Annotated in this window: 23 protein-coding genes; 10 read left to right on the top strand and 13 right to left on the bottom strand. The window is 67.2% G+C overall.

The genetic code is table 11. From position 1 onward, the window contains the following. Positions 1–50: 50 nt before the first annotated feature. The 5 genes from FHR73_RS12740 to FHR73_RS12720 form a co-directional block, all read right to left on the bottom strand. The gene (locus FHR73_RS12740; protein WP_183631668.1) at positions 51–2375 is read right to left on the bottom strand and encodes a bifunctional diguanylate cyclase/phosphodiesterase; all 2325 of its coding nucleotides are present in this window, start codon (positions 2373–2375) and stop codon (positions 51–53) included. Next, entirely contained in the window at positions 2362–3411 is a 1050-nt protein-coding gene (locus FHR73_RS12735; RefSeq protein ID WP_183631666.1) for a spermidine/putrescine ABC transporter substrate-binding protein, read from the bottom strand. Before FHR73_RS12735 ends, FHR73_RS12740 begins: the two co-directional genes overlap by 14 nt. 153 nt (positions 3412–3564) lie before the next feature. Beyond that, positions 3565–4194 carry a phosphatase PAP2 family protein gene (locus tag FHR73_RS12730; RefSeq protein ID WP_183631664.1) on the bottom strand — a complete coding sequence of 210 codons (630 nt, stop codon included), beginning with the start codon at positions 4192–4194 and terminating at the stop codon, positions 3565–3567. Between the two features lie 170 nt (positions 4195–4364). After that, complete coding sequence (gene metK / locus FHR73_RS12725; RefSeq protein WP_064307819.1) at positions 4365–5555, bottom strand: methionine adenosyltransferase; 1191 nt, start codon at positions 5553–5555, stop codon at positions 4365–4367. 116 nt (positions 5556–5671) lie between these two features. Next, positions 5672–6670, bottom strand: a complete 999-nt coding sequence (locus FHR73_RS12720; protein ID WP_183631662.1) for a metalloregulator ArsR/SmtB family transcription factor — start codon at positions 6668–6670, stop codon at positions 5672–5674. Between the two features lie 213 nt (positions 6671–6883). Here FHR73_RS12720 and FHR73_RS12715 point away from each other — a divergent pair, with 213 nt between their 5' ends. The 5 genes from FHR73_RS12715 to tkt all read left to right on the top strand — a co-directional run bounded on the left by FHR73_RS12715 (position 6884) and on the right by tkt (position 12470). After that, positions 6884–7525, top strand: coding sequence for a paraquat-inducible protein A (locus FHR73_RS12715; RefSeq protein ID WP_183631660.1), 642 nt, complete (start codon positions 6884–6886; stop codon positions 7523–7525). Continuing rightward, complete coding sequence (locus FHR73_RS12710; RefSeq protein ID WP_115945141.1) at positions 7522–8163, top strand: paraquat-inducible protein A; 642 nt, start codon at positions 7522–7524, stop codon at positions 8161–8163. Before FHR73_RS12715 ends, FHR73_RS12710 begins: the two co-directional genes overlap by 4 nt. Next, entirely contained in the window at positions 8147–9793 is a 1647-nt protein-coding gene (locus tag FHR73_RS12705) for an intermembrane transport protein PqiB (protein WP_183631658.1), read from the top strand. Before FHR73_RS12710 ends, FHR73_RS12705 begins: the two co-directional genes overlap by 17 nt. Then, positions 9790–10389, top strand: coding sequence for a membrane integrity-associated transporter subunit PqiC (locus FHR73_RS12700; protein WP_183631656.1), 600 nt, complete (start codon positions 9790–9792; stop codon positions 10387–10389). The genes FHR73_RS12705 and FHR73_RS12700 overlap by 4 nt, the downstream gene beginning before the upstream one ends. A gap of 83 nt (positions 10390–10472) precedes the next feature. Continuing rightward, the gene (gene tkt, locus FHR73_RS12695) at positions 10473–12470 is read left to right on the top strand and encodes a transketolase (protein ID WP_183631654.1); all 1998 of its coding nucleotides are present in this window, start codon (positions 10473–10475) and stop codon (positions 12468–12470) included. A gap of 69 nt (positions 12471–12539) precedes the next feature. Here the strand turns inward: tkt and FHR73_RS12690 are convergent, their stop codons facing one another. The 7 genes from FHR73_RS12690 to nrdH all read right to left on the bottom strand — a co-directional run bounded on the left by FHR73_RS12690 (position 12540) and on the right by nrdH (position 20882). Further along, a complete protein-coding gene (locus tag FHR73_RS12690) occupies positions 12540–14405 on the bottom strand; it encodes a type VI secretion system tip protein VgrG (RefSeq protein ID WP_183631652.1) in 1866 nt (621 codons plus the stop codon). Positions 14406–14492: 87 nt separating this feature from the next. Continuing rightward, positions 14493–15029 (bottom strand): methylated-DNA--[protein]-cysteine S-methyltransferase, encoded by a 537-nt coding sequence (locus FHR73_RS12685; RefSeq protein ID WP_183631649.1) that lies wholly within the window; start codon positions 15027–15029, stop codon positions 14493–14495. Continuing rightward, a complete protein-coding gene (locus FHR73_RS12680) occupies positions 15026–16564 on the bottom strand; it encodes a DNA-3-methyladenine glycosylase 2 (protein ID WP_183631647.1) in 1539 nt (512 codons plus the stop codon). The genes FHR73_RS12685 and FHR73_RS12680 overlap by 4 nt, the downstream gene beginning before the upstream one ends. Positions 16565–17128: 564 nt before the next feature. Beyond that, a complete protein-coding gene (gene nrdF / locus FHR73_RS12675; RefSeq protein ID WP_183631645.1) occupies positions 17129–18109 on the bottom strand; it encodes a class 1b ribonucleoside-diphosphate reductase subunit beta in 981 nt (326 codons plus the stop codon). A gap of 10 nt (positions 18110–18119) precedes the next feature. Then, positions 18120–20261, bottom strand: coding sequence for a class 1b ribonucleoside-diphosphate reductase subunit alpha (gene nrdE, locus FHR73_RS12670; protein WP_260175698.1), 2142 nt, complete (start codon positions 20259–20261; stop codon positions 18120–18122). Then, positions 20243–20647, bottom strand: a complete 405-nt coding sequence (gene nrdI / locus FHR73_RS12665; protein ID WP_183631641.1) for a class Ib ribonucleoside-diphosphate reductase assembly flavoprotein NrdI — start codon at positions 20645–20647, stop codon at positions 20243–20245. The genes nrdE and nrdI overlap by 19 nt, the downstream gene beginning before the upstream one ends. Positions 20648–20657: 10 nt before the next feature. Then, entirely contained in the window at positions 20658–20882 is a 225-nt protein-coding gene (gene nrdH, locus FHR73_RS12660; protein ID WP_145011627.1) for a glutaredoxin-like protein NrdH, read from the bottom strand. 464 nt (positions 20883–21346) lie between these two features. Here nrdH and epd point away from each other — a divergent pair, with 464 nt between their 5' ends. The 5 genes from epd (at position 21347) to fba (ending at position 25288) form a co-directional block, all read left to right on the top strand. Beyond that, complete coding sequence (gene epd / locus FHR73_RS12655; RefSeq protein WP_183631640.1) at positions 21347–22390, top strand: erythrose-4-phosphate dehydrogenase; 1044 nt, start codon at positions 21347–21349, stop codon at positions 22388–22390. Between the two features lie 27 nt (positions 22391–22417). After that, positions 22418–23581, top strand: a complete 1164-nt coding sequence (locus FHR73_RS12650) for a phosphoglycerate kinase (RefSeq protein ID WP_183631638.1) — start codon at positions 22418–22420, stop codon at positions 23579–23581. Positions 23582–23586: 5 nt separating this feature from the next. Further along, positions 23587–23778: a hypothetical protein gene (locus FHR73_RS12645; protein ID WP_183631636.1), complete on the top strand. Its 192-nt coding sequence runs from the start codon at positions 23587–23589 to the stop codon at positions 23776–23778. Then, positions 23775–24104 carry an MliC family protein gene (locus tag FHR73_RS12640; RefSeq protein WP_183631634.1) on the top strand — a complete coding sequence of 110 codons (330 nt, stop codon included), beginning with the start codon at positions 23775–23777 and terminating at the stop codon, positions 24102–24104. Before FHR73_RS12645 ends, FHR73_RS12640 begins: the two co-directional genes overlap by 4 nt. A gap of 119 nt (positions 24105–24223) precedes the next feature. Beyond that, complete coding sequence (gene fba, locus FHR73_RS12635) at positions 24224–25288, top strand: class II fructose-bisphosphate aldolase (RefSeq protein ID WP_059316498.1); 1065 nt, start codon at positions 24224–24226, stop codon at positions 25286–25288. A gap of 83 nt (positions 25289–25371) precedes the next feature. On the opposite strand, the gene FHR73_RS12630 is transcribed toward fba, so the two are convergent. Continuing rightward, complete coding sequence (locus tag FHR73_RS12630) at positions 25372–26325, bottom strand: nucleoside hydrolase (RefSeq protein WP_183631632.1); 954 nt, start codon at positions 26323–26325, stop codon at positions 25372–25374. Between the last annotated feature and the right edge of the window lie 38 nt (positions 26326–26363).

The raw sequence follows: 26363 nt of genomic DNA, 5'->3' as shown, positions 1-26363 counted from the left end.
CGCAACGGTACGGGCGCTACCCACTGATGGCGTGTCAGTGGGTAGCGCCGCTAGACCCGGCTGGGATCGCCCAGGCGCTGGCGCTGCCAGTCGCGCAGTTCGTCCAGGCGCCGCGGCGGGCAGACCAGGAAGCCCTGCAGGAGATCGCAGCCGGCCTGTTGCAGGCAGAGCTGCTTGAGTTCGGTGTCCACCCCCTCGGCGATCACCTGGGCGTCGCGGGCATGGCAGAAGGCGATGAGCGCATCCAGGCTGGCCTGGTTGCCGGGCTGGCTGAGGCGCTCGACGATGAGTCGGTCGAACTTGATGGTGTCGGCCGGATAGTCGGTGACCTGCTGGATGGAGGTGTAGCCGACGCCGAAGTCGTCGATGGCCACGCGAAAGCCCTCGGCGCGCAATTCGTGCAGCAGTCCCAGGGTCCGCTCGTTCAGCTCGGCGGCGAAGGTCTCGGTGAATTCCAGTTCCAGGCGGCCCGGATCGACGCCATGGTGGCGCACCCGTTCGCGCAGGTAGGGGACGATGTCGGCCTGATCCAGTTGCGCGGACGACAGGTTGACGGACAGCACTAGCTCGTTGCCCAGCACCTCCTGCAGCGCCGGATATTCGCGGCAGGCCTGGTCCACGACCCAGCGATCGATCCAGCGGAAGTGCCCCTGGCGTTCGGCGATGGGGATGAATTCCGCCGGTGATACCGGGCCGAGACGTGGCGAATTCCAGCGCAGCAGGGTTTCGGCGGAGCGCACCTGGTCGTTGCTGTCGACCGCCGGCATGTAGACGAGATGGAATTCCTCGTCCGGATTCATCCGTCGCAGGTGCTCGTCGAGCATATCCTGGCGGCGCTGGCGCGCGGCCAGTTCCGGGGTGAAATGCACCAGGCGATTGCCACCTTCGTTCTTGGCCCGCTCCAGGGCCAGGTCGGCCTGGGCCAGCAGATCGGCCAGATCCAGCGGCGCCTCGGGGGCCGCCAGGCCGATGCTCAGGGTCACGGCATAGCGGCGTTCGCCGACCAGGGTGCCGTTGGCATAGTTCTGCTGCAGCTGCTCGCCCAGGGCGAGGGCATCGGTCGCCGCCGCCGGGCCGCGCAGCAGGATGGCGAATTCATCGCCCGCCAGGCGGGTGAACACCAGTTCGTTGTCCACCTGATGGGCTTCGAGCAGGTGCTGGGTCTGCCGGGCCACGGCCTGCAGCAGTTCATCGCCCACCTCGTGGCTGAATCTGTCGTTCACCGACTTGAAGTGGTCCAGGCCGAAATAGAGCAGGGCGATACGACGACCGTCCGGCTTGCCCGCCAGCCAGGATTCGCCCATGAGCTGGAAATAGCGGCGGTTGCCGATCTGGGTGAGGACATCGGTACGCAAGGCCGTGCGCAATTGCGCCAGGATGGCCAGGTTGTTGTCGTGCAGGCGCTTCATGTTGGCGCCCAGGTGGCCGATCTCACCGGGTTCGTCGCCGGTTTCGAGCGCCTGGCGCTGGCCTTCCAGGACCTCCGTGAGCTGGCTGTCCAGGCGGGCGATGGGCCGGGTGATGTAGCGGCGGATCAGCACGATCAGCACCAGGATGCAGGCCAGGGTCACCAGCAGACCGCCGCTGAAGTAGGCGATCGCCAGGCGACGCAGCTCCTTATCCAGGCGTCCCGGGTCCGGGGTCAGGCGTACATAGAGATCGGGCGATAGCCGCTCGACGGCGGTGAAGTCGCTGGTCCGGACGGGCGGCGTCCGGGTGAATTCCAGGGGCGCGCCATAGCTCTGCTCCAGGCTGCGGCGCAGGGCCTCCACCCGGTCCGGGCTGACCGCCAGTTGCAGCGTCATCGCCAGGCCGCGCTGGCCCGGCAGGGGTGGTCCGGCGGTGCTCGGCAGCAGCGAGGTGGTCGCCACCAGCAGTGAGCGTCCCTGTTCGTCGAGCAGATAGTCGCGCCGCTCCAGCGGACCGTTCGGCTCCTTGGCCAGGCGTGCGAGCAACTGGCGCTGGACGCCGCTCAGCTGGGCGAAGGGATCGCCGCTGCGCTCGTAGTAGTAGGCCAGGCTGAGATCGGGGCGGGCGATGGCCAGGGAGATGTGGCTGGGCGCATCGTCGCCGGCCAGCTGGCGCACCGCCAGTTGCAGCTGGGTCCCCAGGGCTTCGTTGCGATAGGGCACCTCGGTCTGCCGCAGGAAGTTGCCCAGGGCGGCGCTGTTGGACAGGGCATAGAGCAGGTTGCGGCTGAAGTGATCGTACTCGCGATAGGTGGTTTCCAGCGCCGCCAGGTCGTGGTTGAGCCGCGAACGTTCGAGGCCGATCACCGCCTCGCGCTGCACCGTGTAGCCCAGCCCCACCAGGGTCAGGCTGCAGAGCAGGGCGACCGGCAAGATCAGCAGCAGGGCGCGCCTATTGAGCGTCATGGCGACCTACCAGAGCGCTGCCGATGCGTTGCCGGGTCTGGAAGGTGTCGGGCGGACCTTCACGAAAGACCTGGCTGCGGGCGAGCACGTCGTCGGGGGGGAACAGGCTGGGGTCCTGGCGCAGGTCAGCCGACAGCAGGCGCAGGGCACCGGCATTGGGGGTCGCCAGGTGCAATTCCTCGGTCGCCAGCGCGGCATTGCGCGGCTCATTGAGGAAATCGATGAAGCGCCAGGCGGCTGCCTGGTGCCGGGAGCTGCTGAGCAGGGCCACGCAGTCCACCCACAGCAGGCTGCCCTCGCGGGGCGTGACGAAGCGCCAGGGCTGCCCGGGCGTCGCGGCATTGAGCAGGTGCTGGTCGCCGCTATAGCCCAGGGCCAGCTCGATGCGATCGCTGTAGGCCGGATTGTGCAGGGCGCTGACCACGTACTGATAGGTCAGCACCGCCGGGGCCTGGGCCTTGAGCAGGGCGAAGCTGCGTCGGAGCAGCTCGGGATCGTCGCTGTTGATGGCGGCGCCCAGGGTGATCAGGGGGGCGACCAGCAGATCGTCATGGTCTTCGAGCATGGCGATATGGCCGTGCAGGGCCGGCTCCGGCTGCAGCAGCGGCTGCCAGGACGAGGGTGCCTGGGTCAGGCGGTCGCTGCGATAGAGCAGACCCAGGGTGCCCCAGACGTAGGGCACGGCATAGTCGCCGCAACTCTGGCGCCAGCGCGGATCCAGCTCGCTCAGATGGGGCAGGCGCTGGGGATCGATGCGCATCAGCAGGCCGTCCTGGCCGAGGCGGGTGGCGCTGACCTCGTTGATCACCACCAGGTCGAGATCGACATCGCCGCGCGCCAGGGTGGCGTCGCGCACGTCACTGCTGTCGAAATGGATTTCCTGCACGGTGGTATGGGCCTTGGCCCAGCGCTGCAGCAGGGTGTCGCTGAAGTAGCCTTCCCAGGTATAGAGCCGCAAGGACTCGGCAGCCGCCACGGGTGACGCGGGCAGCCCGGTGAGCACCAGGCTGCAGACAAGGGGGAGGCAGTAGCGCATGCGGACGACTCGGCGGCAAGGACTGACTTAACTAGGAGGGGCCGAAAGGCCCTGGCGTTCACCCCGGGAACGTCGGGGCTCTTGCCAGTCTAGGAGTCCTCTGGGTATTCGCCAGCCGCGGTGCCGTCTATTGCACGCGCCGAGTGCTAGCCCTCAATTCTGCAGCGGTGCCACCCCGGCACGCTGATGGGCGCGGGTCCAGGGCTTCTGCTCGTCGGCGAATTTCACCGCCAGACGTTCCAGCACCCGTTGCGTCGGGGCGTTGGTGCCATGCAGCAGCAACAGCGGCAACAGCAGCAGGCTGGCGCCCAGCGCGGCCTGGCGCGGCTTGAGGTTGACCTCCTGGCCACGCAGCAGCCACAGCAGGCTGCCGCTGGCGGCGTAGCCGATGGGCAGGCCGGTCACCACTTCCGAGATCGAGTGATAGCCCAGCACCACCCGCGAGACGGCGATGAGCAGGGCGCACAGCGCGCCGAGGGCGGCTGCGGTCAGCTGCAGCGACGGCCGCGCCCGGCTGGCCAGCAGCCAGCCGAGGACTGGCAGCACGCTGCCGACCAGCATGGAGTGGCCGCTGAAGCCGGTGAAGTCCAGGCGGGGGATGCCCAGGCCCCAGCCGAAGAAGGCGATCTTCGACAGGGCAACGCTGAGACCGGCGGCACCAAACAGCAGCAACCAGAGCAGCGCCGCCCGTGCAGACAGACCGGCCAGCAGCCAGAGTGCGATCAGTACGGCGCAGGGAAGCATCACCGAAGAATCGCCGAAGTTGGTGATGAACAGCCACATGGATAAGCAGACTCCTGGGGAAGACGAGGCATTCTGACCATCAGACGCCCAGAGGTTGCATCGCGCGTGCCAGGCTGTGGACTGGCGCAAGAAAGCGCTGGGATCCCGCTTGCAGACCCAGAAAAAAGCCCCGGCACCGGAGGTGGCGGGGCTGTTTGCCGGGAGGCGTGTTACAGGCCGGCGGCGGCGCGCAGGGCGGCGGCGCGGTCGGTGCGTTCCCAGGTGAAGGTGGTGAAGGTGTCGTCGCCCACGGTGACTTCCTGCGGGTGGCGGCCGAAGTGACCATAGGCCGCGGTGGCCTGGTACATCGGGTGCAGCAGGTCGAGCATGGTAGTGATGGCGTAGGGGCGCAGGTCGAAATGCTCGCGCACCAGCTGCACGATCTTCTCGTCGCTGATCTTGGCGGTGCCGAAGGTATTGATCGAGATGGAGGTGGGCTGGGCCACGCCGATGGCGTAGGACACCTGGATCTCGCAACGATCGGCCAGGCCGGCGGCGACGATGTTCTTGGCCACGTAGCGACCGGCATAGGCGGCGCTGCGGTCGACCTTGGACGGGTCCTTGCCGGAGAAGGCGCCACCGCCGTGACGGGCCATGCCGCCGTAGCTGTCGACGATGATCTTGCGGCCGGTCAGGCCGCAGTCACCCACCGGGCCGCCAATGATGAACTGGCCGGTCGGGTTGATGTGGAACTGGGTGTCCTTGTGCAGCAGCTCGGCGGGGATGACGTGCTTGACGATCAGCTCCATCACGGCTTCGCGCAGGTCGGCGTACTTGACCTCGGGATTGTGCTGGGTGGACAGCACGATGGCGTCGATGCCGACCACCTTGCCGCCTTCGTAGCGGCAGGTCACCTGGGACTTGGCGTCCGGACGCAGCCAGGGCAGCAGGCCCGACTTGCGCGCCTCGGCCTGACGTTCCACCAGGCGGTGGGAGAAGGTGATGGGCGCGGGCATCAGCACATCGGTCTCGTTACAGGCATAGCCGAACATCAGGCCCTGGTCACCGGCGCCCTGGTCTTCCGGCTTGCTGCGATCGACGCCCTGGGCGATGTCCACCGACTGCTTGCCGATGATGTTGACGATGCCGCAGGTGGCGCCGTCGAAGCCCACGTCCGAGCTGTCGTAGCCGATGTCGACGATGACGTCGCGCACCAGTTGCTCCAGGTCGACCCAGGCGGAGGTGGTCACCTCGCCGGCGACGATGGCCACACCGGTCTTGACCAGGGTCTCGCAGGCCACGCGGGCGTGCTTGTCCTGGGTGATGATGGCGTCGAGCACGGCATCGGAGATCTGGTCGGCGATCTTGTCCGGATGGCCTTCGGACACGGACTCGGAGGTGAACAGGGAATATTCGCTCATCGAATGGTTCCTAAATTACCAAGGGGTAGGGGCCCGCAGGCCGGTCGAGACAGCAGTTTCCTTGCTGGACATGACGCCCTTGAGCGTCGGGTCCGCCCGCCACTGGCCAGTTGGCCTCATGACGGGGTGTTTCCCTGATCCGGGCGCGCGAACTGGCGCACCTGGATCTGAAAGCCGTTGCGCAGGCCGAGGTAGAGGCTCTCGCCCGGCTGCAGGCCGGCGGCCTGGGCCCAACGCGCCAGTTCGTCCTGGTCGAAGCCCAGCCAGAGATCGCCACAGGCCGCGCGCGCCCAGGTCTGGTCGTGGGGGCAGAGGTCGGTGATCACCAGGCTGCCGCCCGGCGCCACGCGGCGGGCCAGTTGCTGCAGGGCTTCCGCCGGTGCGGCCAGATGGTGCAGGACCATGTTGAGGACCACGCAGTCGGCCGCTGGCAGCGGCTCGGCGAGGGCGTCGGCCAGTTGCAGTTCGACATGGCCGAGACCGTCGCGCTGGCAGCGCTGGCGCGCCAGTTCGAGCATGGCCGGACTGTTGTCCACCGCCACCACCCGGGCGAAGCGCCGCGCCAGGTCCGGCAAAAATGCACCGTCGCCCGGACCCACCTCCAGGGCGCAGCCGCGCGGATCCAGGGCCAGGGCGTCCAGCAGGCTGAGTAGGCCGTCGCGATACTGCGGCAGGCTGGCGATCAGGTCCTGCTGGGCCTGGAATTTTTCCGCCACCCGGGCGAAGAAGTCGCGACTCACCGCCGCGCGCTGGGCATGCACCTCGCCGATCCGCGCCTGCACGGCGCCGGGCAGGGCCAGGCTGTCCACCTCTTCGAGCAGGGCGGCGTGCAGGGCGCCTCCCAGGCTGCCGGGGCGCGGCAGGGCGCGGCGATAGAAGATGGCATTGCCCTCGCGGCGGGTGGCCACCAGCTGGGCCTGGGCCAGCACCTTGAGGTGGTGGCTGATGCCGGACTGGCCGGTGGCGAAGATCTGCGCCAGTTCCAGCACGCCGAAGGAGGCGCTGTGCAGGGCGCGCAGGACGTTCAGGCGCAGGGGATCGCCACCGGCCTTGCACAGGGCGGCGAGGGTGTCTCCTGGTTCCTGGCCGAGCGCCGGCACGCGTAGCGGATTCATGGGGCGCTAGTCTAGAGACCCGTCCCGGGCCTCGCAAGAAAAGCATCAAAAAGTTTTGATACTTGTCCGCGGCAGCGGGCCGCGCATACCTTCGTCGAGGAAGGTAAGATGCCGGGGCCTTTTGCTCAGCGGTCTTCGCAGCGTTGCGGTAACGACCGCGAGACTCGCGCGTCCAACCTGCAGCCCCCTTCCAGGAGCGTCACCGGGTAACCCATGTCCGTCCAGCCACCGTCCCCTTCCGCGCCTGCTGCCGGCACGCGCCTGGTGATCTGCGAGCACTGCGATTCGGTGCATCGCCTCGAACCCCTCGCGGTGGGCGAGCGGGCGCATTGTCTGCGCTGTGGCGCCTTGCTCTATCGCGCCAGCCGCCTGGACATCCAGGGCCTGCTGGCGCTGGCGATCGCCGCGGCGGTGCTGTTCGTGATCGCCAATGTCGGGCCGATCCTGCAACTCAGCTTTCGCGGCCTGCACAGCGAGGCGACCCTGCTGGAATCGGTGGTCGCCATGAGTCGCGGCTTTGCCGGACCCATGGCGCTGGTGGTGGCCATGACCCTGTTCGTGGTGCCGCTGCTGCAGATCGTCCTGCTGCTCTGGGTGCTCGGCTTCGCCCAGCTCGGCCGCCGCGCGCCCGGCTTCGCCACGGCCATGGTCACCCTGCACTACCTGCGGCCCTGGAGCATGATCGAGGTCTTCGTGCTCGGCGCCCTGGTGGCGGTGATCAAGCTCGCCGGACTGCTGCACGTGGTGGTGGGCCTGGGGCTGTTCGGCATGGTCGGGCTGATGGTGGTCCTCTTGATCATCGCCAAGCGCGACCTGCACCCGCTGTGGGACGCCGTCGGGGAGCGCGAGTCTTGAGCGCGCCGCAGTTGCCGCCGCGCGCCGACGAACTCGGCCTGTGCCTCTGCCACGTCTGCGGCAAGGTCTGCACCGCGCCGCGCCGGCACAAGGCCGGCTGCCCGCGCTGCGGCTCGGCGCTGCACCGGCGCAAGCCCAATGTCTATGCCAAGACCTGGGCCTATCTGCTCGCCGCGCTGATCCTCTATATCCCGGCCAATACCCTGCCGGTGATGTTCACCGGTACCCTGGGCCGCGGCACGGAAAGCACCATCCTCGAAGGGGTGATCGAATTCTGGGAGAACGGCTCCTGGGGCGTCGCCCTGGTGATCTTCATCGCCAGCGTGGCGGTGCCCTCCATCAAGTTTCTGGTGCTCGGTACCCTGCTGGTGAGTTGCCAGCGCCGCAGCGACTGGGCCACCGCCCAGCGTGCCCGGCTCTATCGCTTCGTCGAGCTGATCGGCTACTGGTCGATGCTCGACGTGATCGTGGTGGCCCTGGTCTCGGCGCTGGTGCACTTCGGTGCCCTGAGTTCGGCGGCGCCGCGCCTGGGTATCGTGTTCTTTGGTTTCGTGGTGGTGCTGACGATGCTCGCCGCGATGAGTTTCGATCCCCGCTTGATCTGGGATGCAGAGGTGAACGATGACGGACAGGCATGAACCCGACGCCCTGGCGCCTACCCCCGAGGTACGCCGCAGTCGCTGGAGCGTATCGCTGATCTGGCTGGTGCCCATCGTGGCGGCCCTGATCGGGCTGTCCATGGTGATCCACAGCTGGGCCTCGCGCGGGCCGACCATCACGGTGACCTTTCTCACCGCCGAGGGCCTGGAAGCCGGCAAGACCCAGGTCAAGTACAAGAACGTGGTGATCGGCACCGTCAGCGACATCCAGCTGGCGCCGGATCGCAACCGGGTGATCACCACCATCGAGCTGGAAAAGTCCGCCGAGGGCTTCGCCACCAAGGACGCGCGCTTCTGGGTGGTGCGGCCGCGCTTCGGCGTCAACGGCGTCTCGGGGGTCGACACCCTGGTGTCGGGCGCCTTCATCGGTGCCGACATCGGCGATTCCAGCGAGTCCCATCGCGACTTCCGCGGCCTGGAGCAGCCGCCGGCGCTGATCCACGGCGCCTCGGGCAAGAGATTCATCGTCACCGCCGACGACATCGGCTCGCTGGACGTCGGCTCGCCGGTCTACTACCGGCGCATCCAGGTCGGCCGGGTGGTGTCCTTCCATCTCAATCCGGACGGCAAGGGCGTCAGCGCCCAGGTCTTCGTCGATTCGCCCTACGACCGCTTCGTCACCGCCAACAGCCGCTTCTGGAACGCCAGCGGGGTCGATGTCTCGCTCAGCGCCTCCGGGCTCAAGCTCAATACCCAGTCGCTGGCCACGGTGGTGGCGGGCGGCATCGCCTTCGTCACCCCCGAATGGCCCAAGGATCCGCAAGAGGCCCAGGAGGACCAGAGTTTCACCCTGTTCGACGACCAGACCAGCGCCCTGGCGCCGCCGGATGGCGAGCCCTTCTATGTGCGGATGAGATTCCAGCAGTCGCTGCGCGGGCTTGCGACCGGAGCGCCGGTGGAATTCCTCGGCATGAACGTCGGCCGGGTGGTCTCCCTGACCCCCGACTACGAGGACGCCCAGGATCGCTTCTCGCTGATCGTCGGCGCGGTCATCTATCCCCAGCGGCTGGGCGACGTCGGCAAGCGCATCGAGACCAAGGACCGCGACGGCAAGCTGTTCGCCGGCTGGGTGGCGCGCGGTCTGCGCGCCCAGGCCCGCACCGGCAACCTGCTGACCGGCCAGCTCTACATTTCCGTCGACTTCGTGCCCAATGCGCCCAAGGTGGCCTTCGATCCCCAGGCCAAGCCGCTGTCGATCCCCACCGTCACCGGCAGCTTCGATCGCCTGCAGGAGCAGATGGCCGGCATCGTCAACAAGATCGACAAGATCCCCTTCGATTCCATCGGCAAGAATCTCGACACCAGCCTGGCGCAGCTCAGCGGTACCCTCAAGCAGCTCAACGCCGGCGTCCTGCCGCAGCTGACCACCACCCTGATGGGCGTGCAGCAGCTCACCGGCAGCGCCAGCCAGAGTCTGGGCGCCGATTCGCCAGTGCAGCAGAATCTGACCCAGACCCTCGAAGAGATGCAGCGCATGGCGCGTTCCCTGCGCGTGTTCGGCGACTACCTCGGCCGTCATCCGGAATCCCTAATCCGCGGTCTGGTGACCGATCCGCCGCCCAAGTTCGAGCCGGGCTCCCGCGATCCCGCCAAAGGAAAACTGCAATGAAGCGCCTGACCTGCCTGGCTCTGCCCCTGCTGCTGGCCGCCTGTTCGTCCAAGGCGCCGCTCAACTACCACACCCTGACCAGTGCCGCGGAACCCGCCACTCAGGCGCGCACCGCGGACTTCCGCTTCGCCCTGCAGGGCGTCTCGGTACCGCCGCAGGTGGATCAGCCGCAACTGGTGGTCCGTCAGGGCGACGGCATCGCCCTGCTGGAAAACGAACGCTGGATCGCGCCCCTGGCCGACGAGGTGCGCAGCGCCTTGTCCGCCGACCTGTCTCGGGACCTTGGCACCCTGGACTTGGGCGATGCTCCGCGCGGCACTGGCGCCCCGGTGCTGCGCATCAAGGTGGATCTGCAGCGTTTCGATTCGCAACCCGGGCGTGGCGTCCAGCAGGACGCGCTCTGGACCCTGCGCCTGGCCGAACCGGGCGGGGAGCGGGTGCTCACCTGTGGCAGCCGGATCAGCCAGCCCGCCGGCGCCTCCTATGCCGAGGTCGTGGCGGCGCATCGCCAGGCCCTGGCGACCCTGGCCAGGCGCATCGAACCGGTGGCGCGCGCCTTCGTGGCCGACAGCGCCACGGTCTGCCCGGCGGGCTGAGGCGACCGCGCCGATTGCTGGAAGTGCCCTGGCTGGGCCAGAATAACGGCCCCTTCGCTCTGCCTCTGCCAGGAGACACCGCAATGCCCAGCCGTCGTGATCGAGCCAACGCCATCCGCGCCCTCAGCATGGATGCCGTGCAAAAGGCCAACAGTGGCCACCCCGGCGCCCCCATGGGCATGGCCGACATCGCCGAGGTGCTCTGGCACGATCAGCTCAAGCACAACCCTGGCAATCCCCTGTGGGCCGACCGCGACCGCTTCGTGCTGTCCAACGGCCACGGCTCCATGCTCATCTATTCGCTGCTGCACCTGTCCGGCTACGACCTGTCCATCGACGACCTGAAGAATTTCCGGCAGCTGCACAGCAAGACCCCGGGCCACCCCGAATACGGCTACGCCCCGGGCATCGAGACCACCACCGGCCCCCTGGGCCAGGGCATCGCCAACGCCGTGGGCTTCGCCCTGGCGGAAAAGGTCATGGCCGCCCAGTTCAACCGCGACGGCCACCGGATCGTCGACCACCACACCTACGCCTTCCTCGGCGATGGCTGCATGATGGAAGGCATCTCCCACGAGGTCTGCTCCCTGGCCGGCACCCTGGGCCTGTCCAAGCTGATCGCCTTCTATGACGACAACGGCATCTCCATCGATGGCGAGGTCGAAGGCTGGTTCACCGACGACACCCCCAAGCGCTTCGAGAGCTACGGCTGGCAGGTGATCCGCAACGTCGACGGCCATGACGCCGACGAGATCAGGACCGCCCTGGACACCGCGCGCAAGAGCGACAAGCCCACCCTGATCTGCTGCAAGACCGTGATCGGCTACGGCGCGCCGCACAAGCAGGGCAAGGAAGAGTGCCACGGCGCTCCGCTGGGCAACGACGAGATCCAGGCCGCCCGCGAGCTGCTGGGCTGGTCCCATGCGCCCTTCGAGATCCCCGCCGACATCTATGCCGAGTGGAGCGCCCGGGAGCGCGGCGCCGCCGCCGAGGCCGAGTGGAACGAGCGCTTCGCCGCCTATGCCCAGGCCCATCCGCAGCTGGCCGCCGAGTTCAAGCGCCGCATGGCCGGTGACCTGCCGGCCGATTTCGCCGAGCGCGCCGCCGCCTTCATCCAGGACGTCACCATCAAGGGCGAGACCATCGCCAGCCGCAAGGCCAGCCAGAACGCCCTGCAGTTCCTTGGTCCGCTGCTGCCCGAGCTGCTCGGCGGCTCCGCCGACCTGGCCGGTTCCAACCTGACCCTGTGGAAGGGCGCCAAGGGCGTCACCGCCGAGGACGCCAGCGGCAACTACGTCCACTACGGCGTGCGTGAATTCGGCATGAGCGCCATCATGAACGGCGTCGCCCTGCACGGCGGCCTGGTGCCCTACGGCGCCACCTTCCTGATGTTCATGGAATACGCCCGCAACGCGGTGCGCATGTCGGCGCTGATGAAGCAGCGGGTGCTCTATGTCTTCACCCACGACTCCATCGGTCTCGGCGAAGACGGCCCCACCCACCAGCCGGTGGAGCAACTGGCCTCGCTGCGCTACACCCCCAACCTGGACACCTGGCGTCCGGCCGATGCGGTGGAATCCGCCATCGCCTGGACGTCGGCCCTGGAGCGTCGCGACGGTCCCAGCGCGCTGATCTTCTCGCGCCAGAACCTCGCTCACAGCGTGCGTAACGAAGCCACCCTGGGCAACGCCGCGCGCGGCGGCTACGTGCTCAAGGACTGCAACGGCGAACCCGAGCTGATCCTCATCGCCACCGGCTCCGAAGTCGGCCTGGCCGTGCAGGCCTATGACCGCCTGACCGCCGAAGGGCGCCAGGTGCGCGTGGTCTCCATGCCCAGCACCAGCGTCTTCGACCGCCAGAGCCCCGAGTACCGCCAGCAGGTCCTGCCGGTGGAAGTCGGCGCCCGCATTGCCATCGAAGCCGGCATCGCCGACTTCTGGTACAAGTACGTCGGTCTCGACGGCCGCATCATCGGCATGCACACCTACGGCGAATCCGCCCCGGCGGCAGCGCTGTTCGAGCACTTCGGCTTCACCCTGGACAACGTCCTGGCGGTGGCCGGCGAATTGCTGGAAGACTGAATCCCGCTGCGGTGATACCGAAAGCCACGCTGAAGCGTGGCTTTTTTATGTCCGGGAGATAGCACGCGCTCAGGGATTCACCCGGATGCTCGGCTCTGCCAGGGTGACGCCGCCGGCATCCAGCTGCACGAAGCTGCCGCCAACCTTGAGGGTCAGGCGGGCGCCGGCTTCCAGGACGATCTTCTGGCCACTGTGCAGCCGGATCTCGCTACCCGCCTCGACCAGCAGGCTGCCGTCCAGTCGCAGGTGCTGACTCGCGTCGATGTCCAGGTGGTCGTCGGCGCGCACCTCGCTGCGGCGCTCGCCCCGGGTGATGCGGTGTTCCTCGGCGTGGAAGGTGCTGTAGCTGTTGCCGCGGATGCGCTGATGGCGCTCGTGGCCGATCTCGCTGCGGTGGTCATGGCCGACGCGTGCGTCCCAGTCGCGCTGGGCATGGACGTGGATTTCCTCCTCGCCCTGGCGATCCTCGCTGCGGATTTCGTTGTAGCCGTGGCCGCCGGGGCTGCTCAGCGTCTTGAAGGTGCTGCGGGTCCTGTCCCTGGGCAGCTCCAGCGGCGGCCGCTGCTCGGCGTGGTACAGGCAGCCGATCACCAGCGGCTGATCGGGATCGCCTTCGAGAAAGCCGACCACTACCTCCATGCCGATCCGCGGCAGGCTCAGGGCGCCGTGGCCGTTACCGGCCCAGCCGCTGACGACCCGCAGCCAGCAACTGCTGCGCTCATCCGCCTGGCCCTGGCGATCCCAGTGGAATTGCACCTTGATCCGGCCCAGGGCATCGCAATGGATGTCCTCGCCAGGCGGGCCGGTGACCACGGCGCTCTGGGCGCCCAGCAGCCGGGGTTTGGGATGGCGCAGGGGCAGGCGGAAGGGCAGCGTCCAGGGCCGCGCGACAAAGCTGTTGCGATAGCCCTGGCCGAAGCCGTCGGCCGGGATCCGGTCGGCAACGTCTTCTTCCAGGACCTGCGGCTGGCGGCCCTGGTGCCGGACCTCGGTCAACAGCCAGAGCTGATTCCAGTCGGCGCGCGGATGCCGTTCCAGCGGCAGGAAATGCCCGCTCACCAGGCTGGGCTGGTCGCTCGCGCCCTGGGCCTGGAGGGCATCGCCTCGCAGGCGTTCCAGGCGCCGGCTGCCCAGGCGCTGGCCGGTCACGCGATCGGTGAAGCGACCGGGAAAGCCATAGTCTTCCAGCGCGGGCCGGGCCGCGGCGTCGGCACTGCTCTGCAGGCGCAGCCGGGGTTGCAGCGGGTCGTGATCGCGCAAGCTGCTGGCGCTGCTACGGATCTGCAGGCCGACCGCCAGGTGGCTGATCACGGGTTCGTCCGCCACCAGGCCGCTGCCGGGTCGATAGCGGGTGGCATCCAGCCGCGCAAAGCCGGTGGCGTCATCACCAAACACCAGCACATGGCCGTCGCGGCGATGCTGGTGGTGGAAGTGCAAGCCCTCTTCCTCACAGAGGCGGGTCAGAAAGGCCAGATCGCTTTCGCCGTACTGGACGCAGTAGTCGCGTGGCGGATAGCGCGTCGGGCCCAGGGCGAAACGATAGTCGCCGTCGAGGATGCCGTGCTCCTCGAGGAGCTGCGCCAGGATCTCGGGGACGCTGCGCCCCTGGAAGATGCGGGAATTGACGCGGTGAGCCAGGTGCGCCAGGCGCGGCACCAGCTCGGCGCGATAGCGGGTCAGGCGCCGGCCGGAATCGCCCTGGGCCACGGCGGCGAGCAGGCCGTGGATGCCCTGGTCACCCGCACCCAGGGCGAGAAAGGCCGGTCGCTGCAACAGTGACTCCAGCGGCCAGTCCGGGCGCTCGCTGACCAGCTCGAGCTGGAAGCGATAGGGCTGGCCGATGGCTTCGTGGCCGTCGAAGGCGAGTACCTGGAAATCATGGGCGACGCCGTCCAGCGTCAGGGTGAAGGTCGGGGCATTGGCTGAGCTGAACATCGCATCGCGTCCTTGCGAATCGAAAGTTCCAGTTTGCGCTAGAGCACGGCAGTGGCTCAAGCGTTGAAAGGTGCATTCTAGAGCATTTTAGCAGGCGGATTCTGGCGCAGTGCCGGGCTGAGGCGCGGCGAAGAGATCCCGCGGAGGCGGCAGCGCGCCTTCCAGCTCCAGCAGGAATTGCTTGGTCGGCAGGCCCCCACCAAAGCCGGTCAAGGCGCCGGACGCCCCTATCACCCGGTGGCAGGGCAGCACGATGGGCAGCGGATTGCGTCCGTTGGCGGCGCCCACCGCGCGCATCGCCTGGGGTCGACCGAGATGGTTGGCGAGCTGACCATAGCTCCAGGTCTGGCCGTGGGGGATCTCCGCCAGGGCCTGCCAGACCGCCAGCTGGAAGGGGGTGCCGCGCGGTGCCAGCGGCAGCTCGAACGTCTGGCGCTGGCCGGCGAAGTACTCGCCGAGTTGCGCGCGGGCCAGGTCGAGGATCGGATGGTCGGCGGCGCTCCAGCTGGCGTCGCGCTTGGCCAGGTAGCGATTCTCGGGAAATTCCACCACGCGCAGGCCACTGTCGTCGGCGGCCAGGGTGAGCGTTCCTATGGGGCTGTCCAGCAGGCAGTAGGCGATCATCGGGGCGACTCCTTGGCGAGACGGGTGGGAACGGGTTCGGCGGGGGCGTCGGCGGGCGCCTTCCAGGTGGCTTCGCGCCAGACCTGCATCACCCCGTAGGCGCGCCAGGGTCGCCAGGCTTCGGCGCGGGCGTACAGGGCCTTGGCGGTGAGGCGTTCGCCCGCGGGCGCCAGGCGCTTCTGCAGCACCAGGTCTTCCACCGGGCAGGCATCGGGATGGGCGAGGGCGCGCAGGGCGATGTACTGGGCGGTCCAGGGACCTATGCCCTTGAGCGCGATCCAGCGCCGGGCGAAATCGTCCAGGGTGCGCCCGGTGTCGAAGTCCACCTCGCCGGCGCGCAATGCGCGGGCCACGGTGCCGAGGGTGCCGGCGCGGGCTCGGATCAGGCCGAGACCGGTGAGGTCTTCCAGGGCGGCATCGGCCAGGGCGTCCACCGTGGGAAAGAAGTGGTGCAGACCGGCGGGTGGTCGACCGGCCTCGTGACCGGGCTCGCCCCAGGGACGACCGAAGCGCTGCACCACCCGCGCGGTCATGGTGGTGGCCGCCACCACGCTGACCTGCTGGCCGATGACGGCGCGCACGGCGATCTCGAAGCCGTCCCAGCCACTGGGCAGGCGCAGGCCGGGCCGGCGCGCCACCAGTTCGGCCAGGGTCGGATCGACCGCCAGGCCCTGGGCGATGGCTTCAGGATCGGCGTCCAGATCGAACATGCGGCGGATACGCGCCACTGCCGCTTGCAGCTCTCCAGGGGCGGCGCCATGCAATTCCAGGCGCAGCGCCGGCGTATCGGCGTCCCAGGCCGAGACGCGCAGCCAGCCGGGTTGTTCGGGGGTGCCGATTACCCGGGCGTAGCTGGTGTCGTCCAGCACCTCGACACCGGGCAGGGCGTGGCCGCGGAGGAAATCCAGCTGGGCGGTGAAGTCGTAGGGCGGTCGATAGGCCAGGCGCAGGACCAGCACCGGCGAAGCCGCGGCCTGCCCCTTGCGTACCTGGCTGGGGGCCAGGCCGTAGGCGTCGCGAAAGGCGGTGTTGAAGCGTCTCAGACTGCCGAAGCCGGCGGCCAGGGCCACTTCGGTGATGGGCAGCCGGGTCTCGCTGAGCAATTGCTTGGCGAACAGCAGGCGGCGGGTGGTGAGCACCGCCAGGGGCGCGGCGCCCAGGCGCTCGACGAACAGTCGCCGCAACTGGCGCTCGCTGAGGTCGAGGCGGGCGGCGAGGGCGGGCAGGCCGCCTTCCTCCAGGCCCTCGTCCATCAGCCGCAGGGCGCGCGCCAGGGTGGCATCGCCGCGTTGCCAATGGCCGCCGGCGGGGGAGAGCTCCGGGCGACACCTCAGGCAGGGACGATAGCCGGCCGCTTCGGCAGCCGCGGCGCTGGGGTAGTAGCTGACGTTTTCCGGGCGTGGCGGTTGCGCTGGGCACACCGGCCGGCAATAGATGCCGGTGGTGAGCACCGCGGTGTAGAACAGGCCGTCGAAACGCGGGTCCCGCGCCAGGCGGGCGCGTTCGAAGACAGGAATATCGGGGAAGGCGTTCATGGCGGCAGGTTAGCACCGCCGGGTAGGGGCGACTGGCCGTTTTCGGACGGAGCCGCCGAGGTAGAGAGCTATCGCGGCCATGGCTACGATGAACCGTAGGTTGGGCTGAGACGGTTCCATCGTCGAAGCCCAACAGTGCGGACGGCGAGGCAAGATCCGTTGGGCTTCGCTGTGCTCAACCCAACCTACCGCAGCTGCGATCAGGAATCAGCACCGTAGCGTAGAAAACGGCGCAGCCTTTTCCGCCGGGGACTTCATCGCCCGGGCTGCCCTCACCCCAACCCTCTCCCGGGGGGAGAGGGGGCTTGTTGGAGCAGAGGGCCAGCTCAGCGCCGTAGCATGGAAAACGGCGCAGCCTTTTCCACTGAGGGCTTCGTCGCCCGGGGCACCCTCACCCCAACCCTCTCCCGGGGGGAGAGGAGGCTTGTCGGAGCAGAGGGCCGGCTCAGCGCCGTAGCGTGGAAAACGGCGCAGCCTTTTCCACTGAGGGCTTCGTCGCAAAGTGGGCCCTCACCCCAACCCGCTCTCAGAGGAAGCGGGAGCTTGCCGGAGCAGGAGGTTGGCTCAGAAATCCCAATCGTCGTCTTCGGTACTGACCGCCTTGCCAATGACATAGGACGAACCCGAGCCGGAAAAGAAGTCGTGGTTCTCGTCGGCGCTGGGCGACAGGGCGGCGAGGATCGCCGGGCTGACGTCGGTCATGCTGCTGGGGAACAAGGCCTCGAAGCCCAGATTCATCAGCGCCTTGTTGGCGTTGTAGTGGAGGAATTTCTTCACGTCCTCGCTCCAGCCTACGCTGTCGTAGAGGTCCTCGGTGTAGGCCACCTCGTTGTCATAGAGGTCCTGCAGCAACTCGTAGGCGAAGTCCTTGACCTGCTGGCGGCGCTCCGGGCTTTCCTTGGCCAGGGCCTGCTGGAATTTGTAGCCGATGTAGTAACCGTGCACCGCTTCGTCGCGAATGATCAGGCGGATCAGGTCGGCGGTATTGGTCAGCTTGGCGCGGCTGGACCAGTACATCGGCAGGTAGAAGCCCGAGTAGAACAGGAAGGATTCCAGGAAGACGCTGGCGACCTTGCGCAGCAGCGGATCCTCGGCGTGGTAGCGCGCGAGGATCAGGTCAGCCTTGGTCTGCAGATAGGGATTCTCCTCGCTCCAGCGATAGGCCTCGTCTACGTCCGGCGTGGAGCAGAGGGTGGAAAAGATCGAGCTGTAGGAGCGCGCATGCACGGCTTCCATGAAGCCGATGTTGGCGATCACCGCTTCCTCGTGGGGGGTGACGGCATCGGCCAGCAGGGTCGGGGCGCCCACGGCGTTCTGGATGGTGTCCAGCAGGGTCAGGCCGGTGAATACGCGGATGGTCAGCTGCTGTTCCCTGGGCGTCAGGGTCGCCCAGGAGGGGATGTCGTTGGACAGCGGGATCTTTTCCGGCAGCCAGAAGTTGCCGGTCAGGCGATTCCACACCTCCAGGTCCTTGTCGTCCTGGATCCGGTTCCAGTTGATGGCGTTGATACGGTTCAGGCGCGGCGCGTTGACGGATGCGTTCATGGCGATTTCCTCACAGGCTGCAGGACACGCAGCCCTGCACCTCGGTGCCTTCCAGGGCGGCCTGGCGCAGGCGGATGTAATAGAGCGTCTTGATGCCCTTCTTCCAGGCATAGATCTGCGCCCGATTGATGTCGCGGGTGGTGGCGGTGTCGCGGAAGAACAGCGTCAGCGACAGCCCCTGGTCGACATGGCGAGTGGCCTCGGCATAGGTGTCGATGATCTTTTCCGGGCCGATCTCGTAGGCGTCCTGGTAATACTCCTGGTTGTCGTCGGCCAGGTAGGGCGCCGGGTAGTAGACGCGGCCCAGCTTGCCTTCCTTGCGGATCTCCACCTTGGCGACGATGGGGTGGATGCTCGAGGTGGAGTGGTTGATGTAGGAGATCGAGCCGGTGGGCGGGATGGCCTGGAGGTTGCGATTGAACAGCCCATGGGCCATCACCGAGGCTTTGAGCTCCTGCCAGTCGGCGCGGGTCGGCAGGCGGATGCCGGCCACTTCGAACAGTTCGGCGACCCGCGGGGTACGGGGGGTGAAGTCGCCCTCGGTGTACTGATCGAAGTAGTCGCCGCTGGCGTACTTGGAATCGGCGAAGCCCTGGAAGCTCTGGCCGCGTTCGATGGCCAGGCGATTGGAGGCGCGCACCGCGTGGTAGGTGACGGTGTAGAAGTACAGGTTGGTGAAATCTAGGCCTTCCGCCGAGCCGTAGTGGATGTGCTCGCGGGCCAGGTAGCCGTGCAGATTCATCTGGCCCAGGCCGATGGCGTGGGAGGCGGCGTTGCCGGCGGCCACCGAGGGTACGCAGCGGATGTCGCTCATCTCTGAGACCGCGGTGAGGCCGCGGATGGCGGTTTCCACGGTACGGCCCAGGTCCGGTGAATCCATGGTGCGGGCGATGTTCAGCGAGCCCAGGTTGCAGGAGATGTCCTGGCCGACGTGCTGGTAACCCAGGTCTTCGTCGAAGCGGCTGGGGGTGTTGACCTGGAGGATCTCCGAGCAGAGGTTGCTCATGTTGATGCGCCCGGCGATGGGGTTGGCGCGATTCACCGTGTCTTCGAACATCAGGTACGGATAGCCGGATTCGAACTGGATCTCCGCCAGGGTCTGGAAGAATTCGCGGGCGTTGATCTTGCGCTTGCGGATGCGCGCATCGGCGACCATCTCGGCGTACTTGTCGCTGACGCTGATATCGGCGAAGGGCACGCCATAGACCCGCTCCACGTCGTAGGGCGAGAACAGGTACATGTCGGCGTTGCGCTTGGCCAGCTCGAAGGTGATGTCCGGGATGACCACGCCGAGGGACAGGGTCTTGATGCGGATCTTCTCGTCGGCGTTCTCGCGCTTGGTGTCGAGGAACCTCAGGATGTCCGGGTGGTGGGCATTGAGGTAGACGGCCCCGGCGCCCTGGCGCGAACCCAGCTGGTTGGCATAGGAGAAGGCGTCTTCCAGCAGCTTCATGATCGGGATGATGCCGGAGGACTGATTCTCGATGCGCTTGATCGGCGCCCCGACCTCGCGCACGTTGCTCAGCAGGAAGGCCACGCCACCGCCACGCTTGGAGAGTTGCAGCGCCGAATTCACCGCGCGACCGATGGACTCCATGTTGTCTTCGATACGCAGCAGGAAGCAGGACACCAGCTCGCCGCGCTGGCGCTTGCCGGCGTTGAGAAAGGTCGGCGTGGCTGGCTGGAAGCGCCCGCTGATCATCTCGTCGACCAGGGACTCGGCCAGGCGCTCGTCACCACGGGCCAGACTCAGGGCGACCAGGCACACCCGGTCCTCGTAGCGTTCCAGGTAGCGCTGGCCGTCGAAGGTCTTGAGGGTGTAGCTGGTGTAGTACTTGAAGGCGCCGAGAAAGCTCTGGAAGCGAAACTTGTAGGCATAGGCGCGCTCGAACAGCGCCTTGACGAAGGCCGGGGCGTATTGCTCCAGCACCGCCGCCTCGTAGTAGCCCTTGTCCACCAGGTAGTCGAGCTTCTCGTCCAGGTTGTGGAAGAACACGGTGTTCTGGTTGACGTGCTGCAGGAAGTACTGGCGCGCCGCCTGGCGGTCCTTGTCCAGCTGCAACTCGCCGTTGGGGCCGTAGAGATTGAGCATGGCGTTGAGCGCGTGGTAGTCCGCCTCGCTGCCGGTCGGGGTCAGGCCTGACGTTGCCAAAAGTCGTTCACTCCCGTGCGCACCCGGTCGACGTCTTCCGTCGTGCCGAGCAATTCGAATTGGTAGAGCAGGGGCACCGCGCATTTCTGGGCGACGATGCGTCCGCCCAGGCAGTAGCCCTCGCCGAAGTTGGTGTTGCCGGCAGCGATGACGCCGCGGATCAGGGCGCGATTGTGCGGATCGTTGAGAAAGTGGATCACCGGCTTGGGCACCGCGCCCTTGCTGCCACCGCCGCCATAGGTGGGCAAGACCAGGATGTAGGGCTCGCGGGCCTTGAGCGGTTCGGCGGTGGGATCCTGGGGGATGCGCCGCGCCGGCAGCCCGAGTTTCTCGACGAATCTGTGGGTGTTCTCCGAGGTGCTGGAGAAATACAGCAGCTCGCCCATGGTCCTGGCCTCAGGCCACCAGCTGGCCGAGCTTGTCCGGGCGGAAGCCGGCCCAGTGGTCGTCACCGGCCACCACCACCGGCACCTGGCGATAGCCCAGGGATTCCACGGTCTGGCGTGCATTGGCGTCCTGCTCGATGTCCACCACCTGGTAGGCGATGCCCTGGCGATCCAGGGCGCGATAGGTGGCGTTGCATTGCACGCAGGCGGGCTTGCTGTAGATGGTGATGGTCATGGCTGACTCCTGTCCGTAGTGGGGCGAACTCAAAGGAAAAAGCCTGTCGCCAGCGGGCGTTTGCCGCGGCGGCGCGGGTCCTTTCCTTTGAGTTCGGCTTGGGCCTCGAGTTCGGTCCAGATACTACATATAGTGTTTTCGAGTTTCTACACCACAATCAGTAGGGATTTTGATCTGGGTCATGGCTCTGCTCTATCACGCCAGGATGACGATTTCCGTCAGGCCATGGACGCTGAGCCAGGTAGTCCCGCAGCCCCTGGGGCTACCTGCGGACTTCCCCCTGCAGACCGCCAGACGCCGTGACTGCGGCAGGGGCGTCTGGCCAGAGGGCGGATTTCTTTCATGTCTGCCAAGGAGAGCGCCTTTTTGTAGTGCGAAAGTCGACCGGACTACGCTGGCGACTCCCATTCGTCGTCGAACCGCCGCATAATCGGCCTTTCGCTTGCGCCCGAGTCCGTTCACGCATGAGTTCCGCTCGCTATCGCCTCGCTCTCAACGGCTACGGTCGCATCGGTCGTTGCGTGTTGCGTGCGCTGCACGAGCGCGGCGCGGCGACCGAGCTCGCCATCGTCGCCCTCAACGATCTGGCCGACCGGCCCAGCCTCGAATACCTCACCCGCTTCGATTCCACCCATGGCCGCTTTCCCGGGCGGGTGGCGCTGGAAGGCGAGCGGCTGCGTATCGGCGACCAGGCCCTGGAGATCCGTCGCGAAGCCAAACCCGAGCGGGTCGACTGGCGGGCACTGGACGTCGATCTGGTGCTGGAATGCTCCGGTGCCTTCAGCACCCGCGCCGAGGCCGGGCGCTTTCTCGCCGGCGGTGCGCCACGGGTGCTGTTCTCCCAGCCCATGGTCAGCGAGACCGACGTGGACGCCACCGTGGTCTACGGGGTCAATCAGCAGGCCCTGCGCGGTGACGAGACGCTGGTCTCGAATGCCTCCTGCACCACTAACTGCAGCGTCCCGGTGCTGAAACTTTTGCACGAGACCCTGGGTCTGGAGTACGTCTCCATCACCACGATCCACTCGGCCATGAACGACCAGCCCGTGATCGACGCCTACCATGCCGAAGATCTGCGGCGGACGCGCTCGGCGTTCCAGTCGATCATCCCGGTGGCGACCGGCCTGGCGCGGGGCATCGAACGCCTACTGCCCGAGCTCGGCGGGCGCATCCAGGCCCGTGCCGTGCGCGTACCCACGGTCAACGTCTCCTGCCTGGACATCACCTGCATCGTCGGCCGTGACACCACGGTGCCCGCCCTTAACACCCTGTTGCAGGACGCCGCCCGGAGCGGTCCCCTGGCCGGGCTGATCGACTACACCGAGTTGCCCCACGCCTCCTGCGATTTCAACCACGATCCCCATTCCGCTATCGTCGATGGCAGCCAGACCCGCGTTTCCGGCCCCCGGCTGGTCAACCTGCTGGTGTGGTTCGACAACGAATGGGGCTTCGCCAACCGCATGCTCGACGTCGCCGGCCATTGGCTGCGCATCGCCAAGCCCACCTGAAACAAGCACAACTAAGGGATTGCCTGTATGTCCGTGTTGAAAATGAGCGACCTCGATCTGAAGGGTAAGCGCGTCCTGATCCGCGAAGACCTCAACGTTCCGGTGAAGGAAGGCCAGATCAAGAGCGATGCCCGTCTGGTCGCCGCCCTGCCGACCCTCAAGCTGGCCCTGGAAAAGGGGGCCGCGGTGATCGTCTGCTCGCACCTGGGCCGTCCCACCGAGGGCGAATTCAGCGAGGAAAACAGCCTGGCACCGGTCGCCGCCTACCTGGGCAAGGCCCTGGGCCGCGACGTGCCGCTGGTGAAGGACTACCTGAACGGCGTCCAGGTCGAGCCGGGTCAGCTGGTACTGCTGGAGAACGTGCGCTTCAACGTGGGCGAGAAAAAGAACGCCGATGACCTGGCGAAGCAATATGCCGCCCTGTGCGACGTCTTCGTCATGGACGCCTTCGGCACCGCCCACCGCGCCGAGGGTTCGACCCACGGCGTGGCCAAGTTCGCCAAGGTCGCCGCGGCCGGTCCGCTGCTGGCCGGCGAGCTGGACGCCCTGGGCAAGGCGCTGGGCAATCCGGCCCGGCCGATGGCCGCCATCGTCGCCGGCTCCAAGGTGTCCACCAAGCTGGACGTGCTCAATTCCCTGGCGCAGATCTGTGACCAGCTGATCGTCGGCGGCGGCATCGCCAACACCTTCCTCGCCGCAGCCGGCTACAAGGTCGGCAAGTCGCTGTACGAAGCCGATCTGGTGGACACCGCCAAGGCCATCGCCGCCAAGGTCAGCGTGCCGCTGCCGGTGGACGTGGTGGTCGCCAAGGAATTCGCCGAGACCGCCGAAGCCGTCACCAAGTCGATCAACGACGTGGCCGACGACGACATGATCCTCGACATCGGCCCGGTCAGCGCCCAGCAATTCGCCGATCTGCTCAAATCGGCCAAGACCATCCTCTGGAACGGTCCGGTCGGCGTCTTCGAATTCGACCAGTTCGGCGAAGGCACCCGCACCCTGGCCCAGGCCATCGCCGACAGCGACGCCTTCTCCATTGCCGGCGGTGGCGACACCCTGGCCGCCATCGACAAATACGGCATCGGCGAGAAGGTCTCCTATATCTCCACCGGGGGTGGCGCCTTCCTCGAATTCGTCGAGGGTAAGGTTCTGCCGGCCGTCGAAGTCCTCCAGCAACGCGCCCAGGAGTAATCGCCATGCGTACGCCGCTGCTCGTCTGTTCCGCTGTCCTGCTGCTGGCCGGTTGCGCCGGTGGCAATGCCGACAAGGCCTGCGCGGTGTTCGCGCCGCCGCCCGCCGCGGCCGCCACGCCCACGGCGCAGAACGGCGAGCGCGTCGATACGCTCACCGGCAACGCCAGCCGTCCTGCCAGCGGTTGCGCCCAGTGAAGGGGCGCACGCTCGCCTTCGGGCTGCTGGGTCTCGTCCTGCTGGCCGGTTGCGCCGGCCGCGGCGCGCAGCAGACCGGCGGCTGGACCCACTGGGTCTGCGATTCCAAGGCGGCCTTCGACTGGCGCTATGTGGATCGCAGCCAGTCCATCGTCGACCTCAAGCTGGAAGGTGATGGCCTGATCCGCCATCTCAACCGCGAACCGGCCACCGACGGCCAGTCCTATACCGACGGGCTGGTGGCTTTGCATATCCGCGGCGACCAGGGACTCGTCTACTGGATCGCCAACAACGACCTCATCGGCCGCGGCTGCCGCACGCCTTGAACGGGCGAATGTCAGCTGAACCGATTAATCCAGGGCGGCCAGGGGTCGGCCGCTTGAACCCTGCCAGCCGCTCATGCAGGCTGGCGCCACCACCGCCTTTGTTAGGGAGATAATCACCAATGGCACTCGTCAGCATGCGTCAGCTGCTGGATCACGCCGCCGAATTCGGCTACGGCGTCCCGGCCTTCAACGTCAACAACCTCGAGCAGATGCGCGCCATCATGGAAGCCGCCGACAAGACCGATTCGCCGGTCATCGTTCAGGCCTCCGCCGGTGCCCGCAAGTACGCCGGCGCTCCCTTCCTGCGTCACCTGATCCTGGCCGCGGTGGAAGAATTCCCGCACATCCCGGTGGTCATGCACCAGGATCACGGCACCACCCCCGATATCTGCCAGCGCTCCATCCAGCTGGGCTTCTCCTCGGTGATGATGGACGGCTCGCTGATGGCCGACGGCAAGACGCCGTCCGACTACGACTACAACGTGCGCGTCACCCAGCAGACCGTGGCCTTCGCCCATGCCTGCGGCGTGTCCGTGGAAGGCGAGCTGGGTTGCCTGGGCAGCCTGGAGACCGGCATGGCCGGTGAAGAAGACGGCGTGGGCGCCGAAGGCACCCTGGATCACAGCCAGCTGCTGACCGATCCGGAAGAAGCCGCCCAGTTCGTCAAGGCCACCAAGGTCGATGCCCTGGCCATCGCCATCGGTACCAGCCATGGCGCCTACAAGTTCACCAAGCCGCCGACCGGGGACACCCTGTCGATCCAGCGCATCAAGGAAATCCACGCGCGCATCCCGGACACTCACCTGGTCATGCACGGCTCCAGCTCGGTGCCCCAGGAGTGGCTGAAGATCATCAACGAGTACGGTGGCGACATCAAGGAAACCTACGGCGTGCCGGTCGAAGAGATCGTCGAAGGCATCAAGTACGGGGTCCGCAAGGTCAACATCGACACCGACCTGCGTCTGGCGTCCACCGGTGCCATCCGCGAGTTCATGGCCAAGAACCGTAGCGAATTCGATCCGCGCAAGTACCTGGCCAAGACCGTGACCGCCATGCGCGAAGTCTGCATCGCCCGTTATGAAGCCTTCGGCACCGCCGGCCAGGCCTCCAAGATCAAGCCGATCTCCCTGGATGCCATGTTCGAGCGTTATGCCCGCGGCGAACTGGATCCCAAGGTCAACTGATCCCGAGTTGCAGAAAAGGCCCCATAAGGGGCCTTTTTTTCGTCTGTCGATCGAATGGAGCCTGAACGGCGGCGCGCCGCTCCTTATCGCTCGGTTGCGGTCAGGACCTCTTCCATCCAGGCGACCATGGCGGCGCCGTCCATGCCCAGGCAGACCGTTACCAGCGGGTTGCCGGACCAGCGTCCGTCCAGGTAGGCGCGACCCTCGGGCGCGAAGAAGGTCTGGCCTTCCGCCAGACCTTCGGTACCGACGCTGAGGTGGCCACGCGCGGTGTGGAACAGTTCGGGGCGACGCAGGTAGGCGAGGGCGCAGCTGTCATGGGGATGGCAGCCGTCGATGTCCTTCACGCTGCGGTAGAAATCCGCATAGAAATCATAGCTGCGGGCGAGCACCTCACCGAGGGCGCCCTGGCGCGCCGCGATGCGCTGCAGGCGGGGCGGATCGAGCACCGCGCGGTGGGTGGCGTCGAGGCCGACCAGGGTCAACGGCCAGGGGGCGGCGAAGACCCGCGCCGCGGCATGGGGATCGGAAAAGATGTTGGCTTCGGCCACCGGTGTGACGTTGCCCGGCTCGACGATGGCGCCGCCCATCACCACCACCTTGCGGACGCGCTCGGCGACCGTGGGATCCAGCGCCAGGGCGAGGGCCAGGTTGCCCAGCGGGCCGACCGCCACCAGGGTGATTTCACCCGGTCGCAGGCGGGTCTGCTCGACGATGAAGCGCGCCGCATCCAGGGCGTGGGGCGTCTGGCTCGGCGCGGGCAGCTGCTGGTTGCCCAGGCCATCCTGGCCATGCACGTGCAGGGCATGGTTGCCGGCCGGCTTGACCAGGGGTTCGGCGACACCCGCGGCGACGGGCGTGTCCCGGCCGGCCAGCTCGGTGAGCAGCAGGGCGTTACGGGTCGCCGTGGTGACCGGCACATTGCCAAAGGTGGTGGTCAGGCCGATCACCTCGAAGGCGGGATCGGCAAACAGCAGGGCGATGGCCTGGGCGTCGTCCACGCCAGGATCGGTATCGAAGATGATGGGAAGGGACAAGAGGCTTTCTCCGGCTCGGATCTCTTCCCAGGCTACCC

Source organism: Pseudomonas sp. AS2.8, from assembly GCF_014190935.1.
Taxonomy (GTDB): domain Bacteria; phylum Pseudomonadota; class Gammaproteobacteria; order Pseudomonadales; family Pseudomonadaceae; genus Chryseomonas.
The sequence above is the reverse complement of the archived record's forward strand: the minus strand, read 5'-3'. Positions and strand labels throughout refer to the sequence as shown.

Excerpts from the sequence above, each read along its gene's own strand:
- FHR73_RS12740 (WP_183631668.1), bottom strand. The coding sequence starts at position 2,375 with ATGACGCTCAATAGGCGCGCCCTGCTGCTGATCTTGCCGGTCGCCCTG.
- FHR73_RS12735 (WP_183631666.1), bottom strand. The coding sequence starts at position 3,411 with ATGCGCTACTGCCTCCCCCTTGTCTGCAGCCTGGTGCTCACCGGGCTG.
- FHR73_RS12730 (WP_183631664.1), bottom strand. The coding sequence starts at position 4,194 with ATGTGGCTGTTCATCACCAACTTCGGCGATTCTTCGGTGATGCTTCCC.
- metK (WP_064307819.1), bottom strand. The coding sequence starts at position 5,555 with ATGAGCGAATATTCCCTGTTCACCTCCGAGTCCGTGTCCGAAGGCCAT.
- FHR73_RS12720 (WP_183631662.1), bottom strand. The coding sequence starts at position 6,670 with ATGAATCCGCTACGCGTGCCGGCGCTCGGCCAGGAACCAGGAGACACC.
- FHR73_RS12715 (WP_183631660.1), top strand. The coding sequence starts at position 6,884 with ATGTCCGTCCAGCCACCGTCCCCTTCCGCGCCTGCTGCCGGCACGCGC.
- FHR73_RS12705 (WP_183631658.1), top strand. The coding sequence starts at position 8,147 with ATGACGGACAGGCATGAACCCGACGCCCTGGCGCCTACCCCCGAGGTA.
- FHR73_RS12700 (WP_183631656.1), top strand. The coding sequence starts at position 9,790 with ATGAAGCGCCTGACCTGCCTGGCTCTGCCCCTGCTGCTGGCCGCCTGT.
- tkt (WP_183631654.1), top strand. The coding sequence starts at position 10,473 with ATGCCCAGCCGTCGTGATCGAGCCAACGCCATCCGCGCCCTCAGCATG.
- FHR73_RS12690 (WP_183631652.1), bottom strand. The coding sequence starts at position 14,405 with ATGTTCAGCTCAGCCAATGCCCCGACCTTCACCCTGACGCTGGACGGC.
- FHR73_RS12685 (WP_183631649.1), bottom strand. The coding sequence starts at position 15,029 with ATGATCGCCTACTGCCTGCTGGACAGCCCCATAGGAACGCTCACCCTG.
- FHR73_RS12680 (WP_183631647.1), bottom strand. The coding sequence starts at position 16,564 with ATGAACGCCTTCCCCGATATTCCTGTCTTCGAACGCGCCCGCCTGGCG.
- nrdF (WP_183631645.1), bottom strand. The coding sequence starts at position 18,109 with ATGAACGCATCCGTCAACGCGCCGCGCCTGAACCGTATCAACGCCATC.
- nrdI (WP_183631641.1), bottom strand. The coding sequence starts at position 20,647 with ATGGGCGAGCTGCTGTATTTCTCCAGCACCTCGGAGAACACCCACAGA.
- nrdH (WP_145011627.1), bottom strand. The coding sequence starts at position 20,882 with ATGACCATCACCATCTACAGCAAGCCCGCCTGCGTGCAATGCAACGCC.
- epd (WP_183631640.1), top strand. The coding sequence starts at position 21,347 with ATGAGTTCCGCTCGCTATCGCCTCGCTCTCAACGGCTACGGTCGCATC.
- FHR73_RS12650 (WP_183631638.1), top strand. The coding sequence starts at position 22,418 with ATGTCCGTGTTGAAAATGAGCGACCTCGATCTGAAGGGTAAGCGCGTC.
- FHR73_RS12645 (WP_183631636.1), top strand. The coding sequence starts at position 23,587 with ATGCGTACGCCGCTGCTCGTCTGTTCCGCTGTCCTGCTGCTGGCCGGT.
- fba (WP_059316498.1), top strand. The coding sequence starts at position 24,224 with ATGGCACTCGTCAGCATGCGTCAGCTGCTGGATCACGCCGCCGAATTC.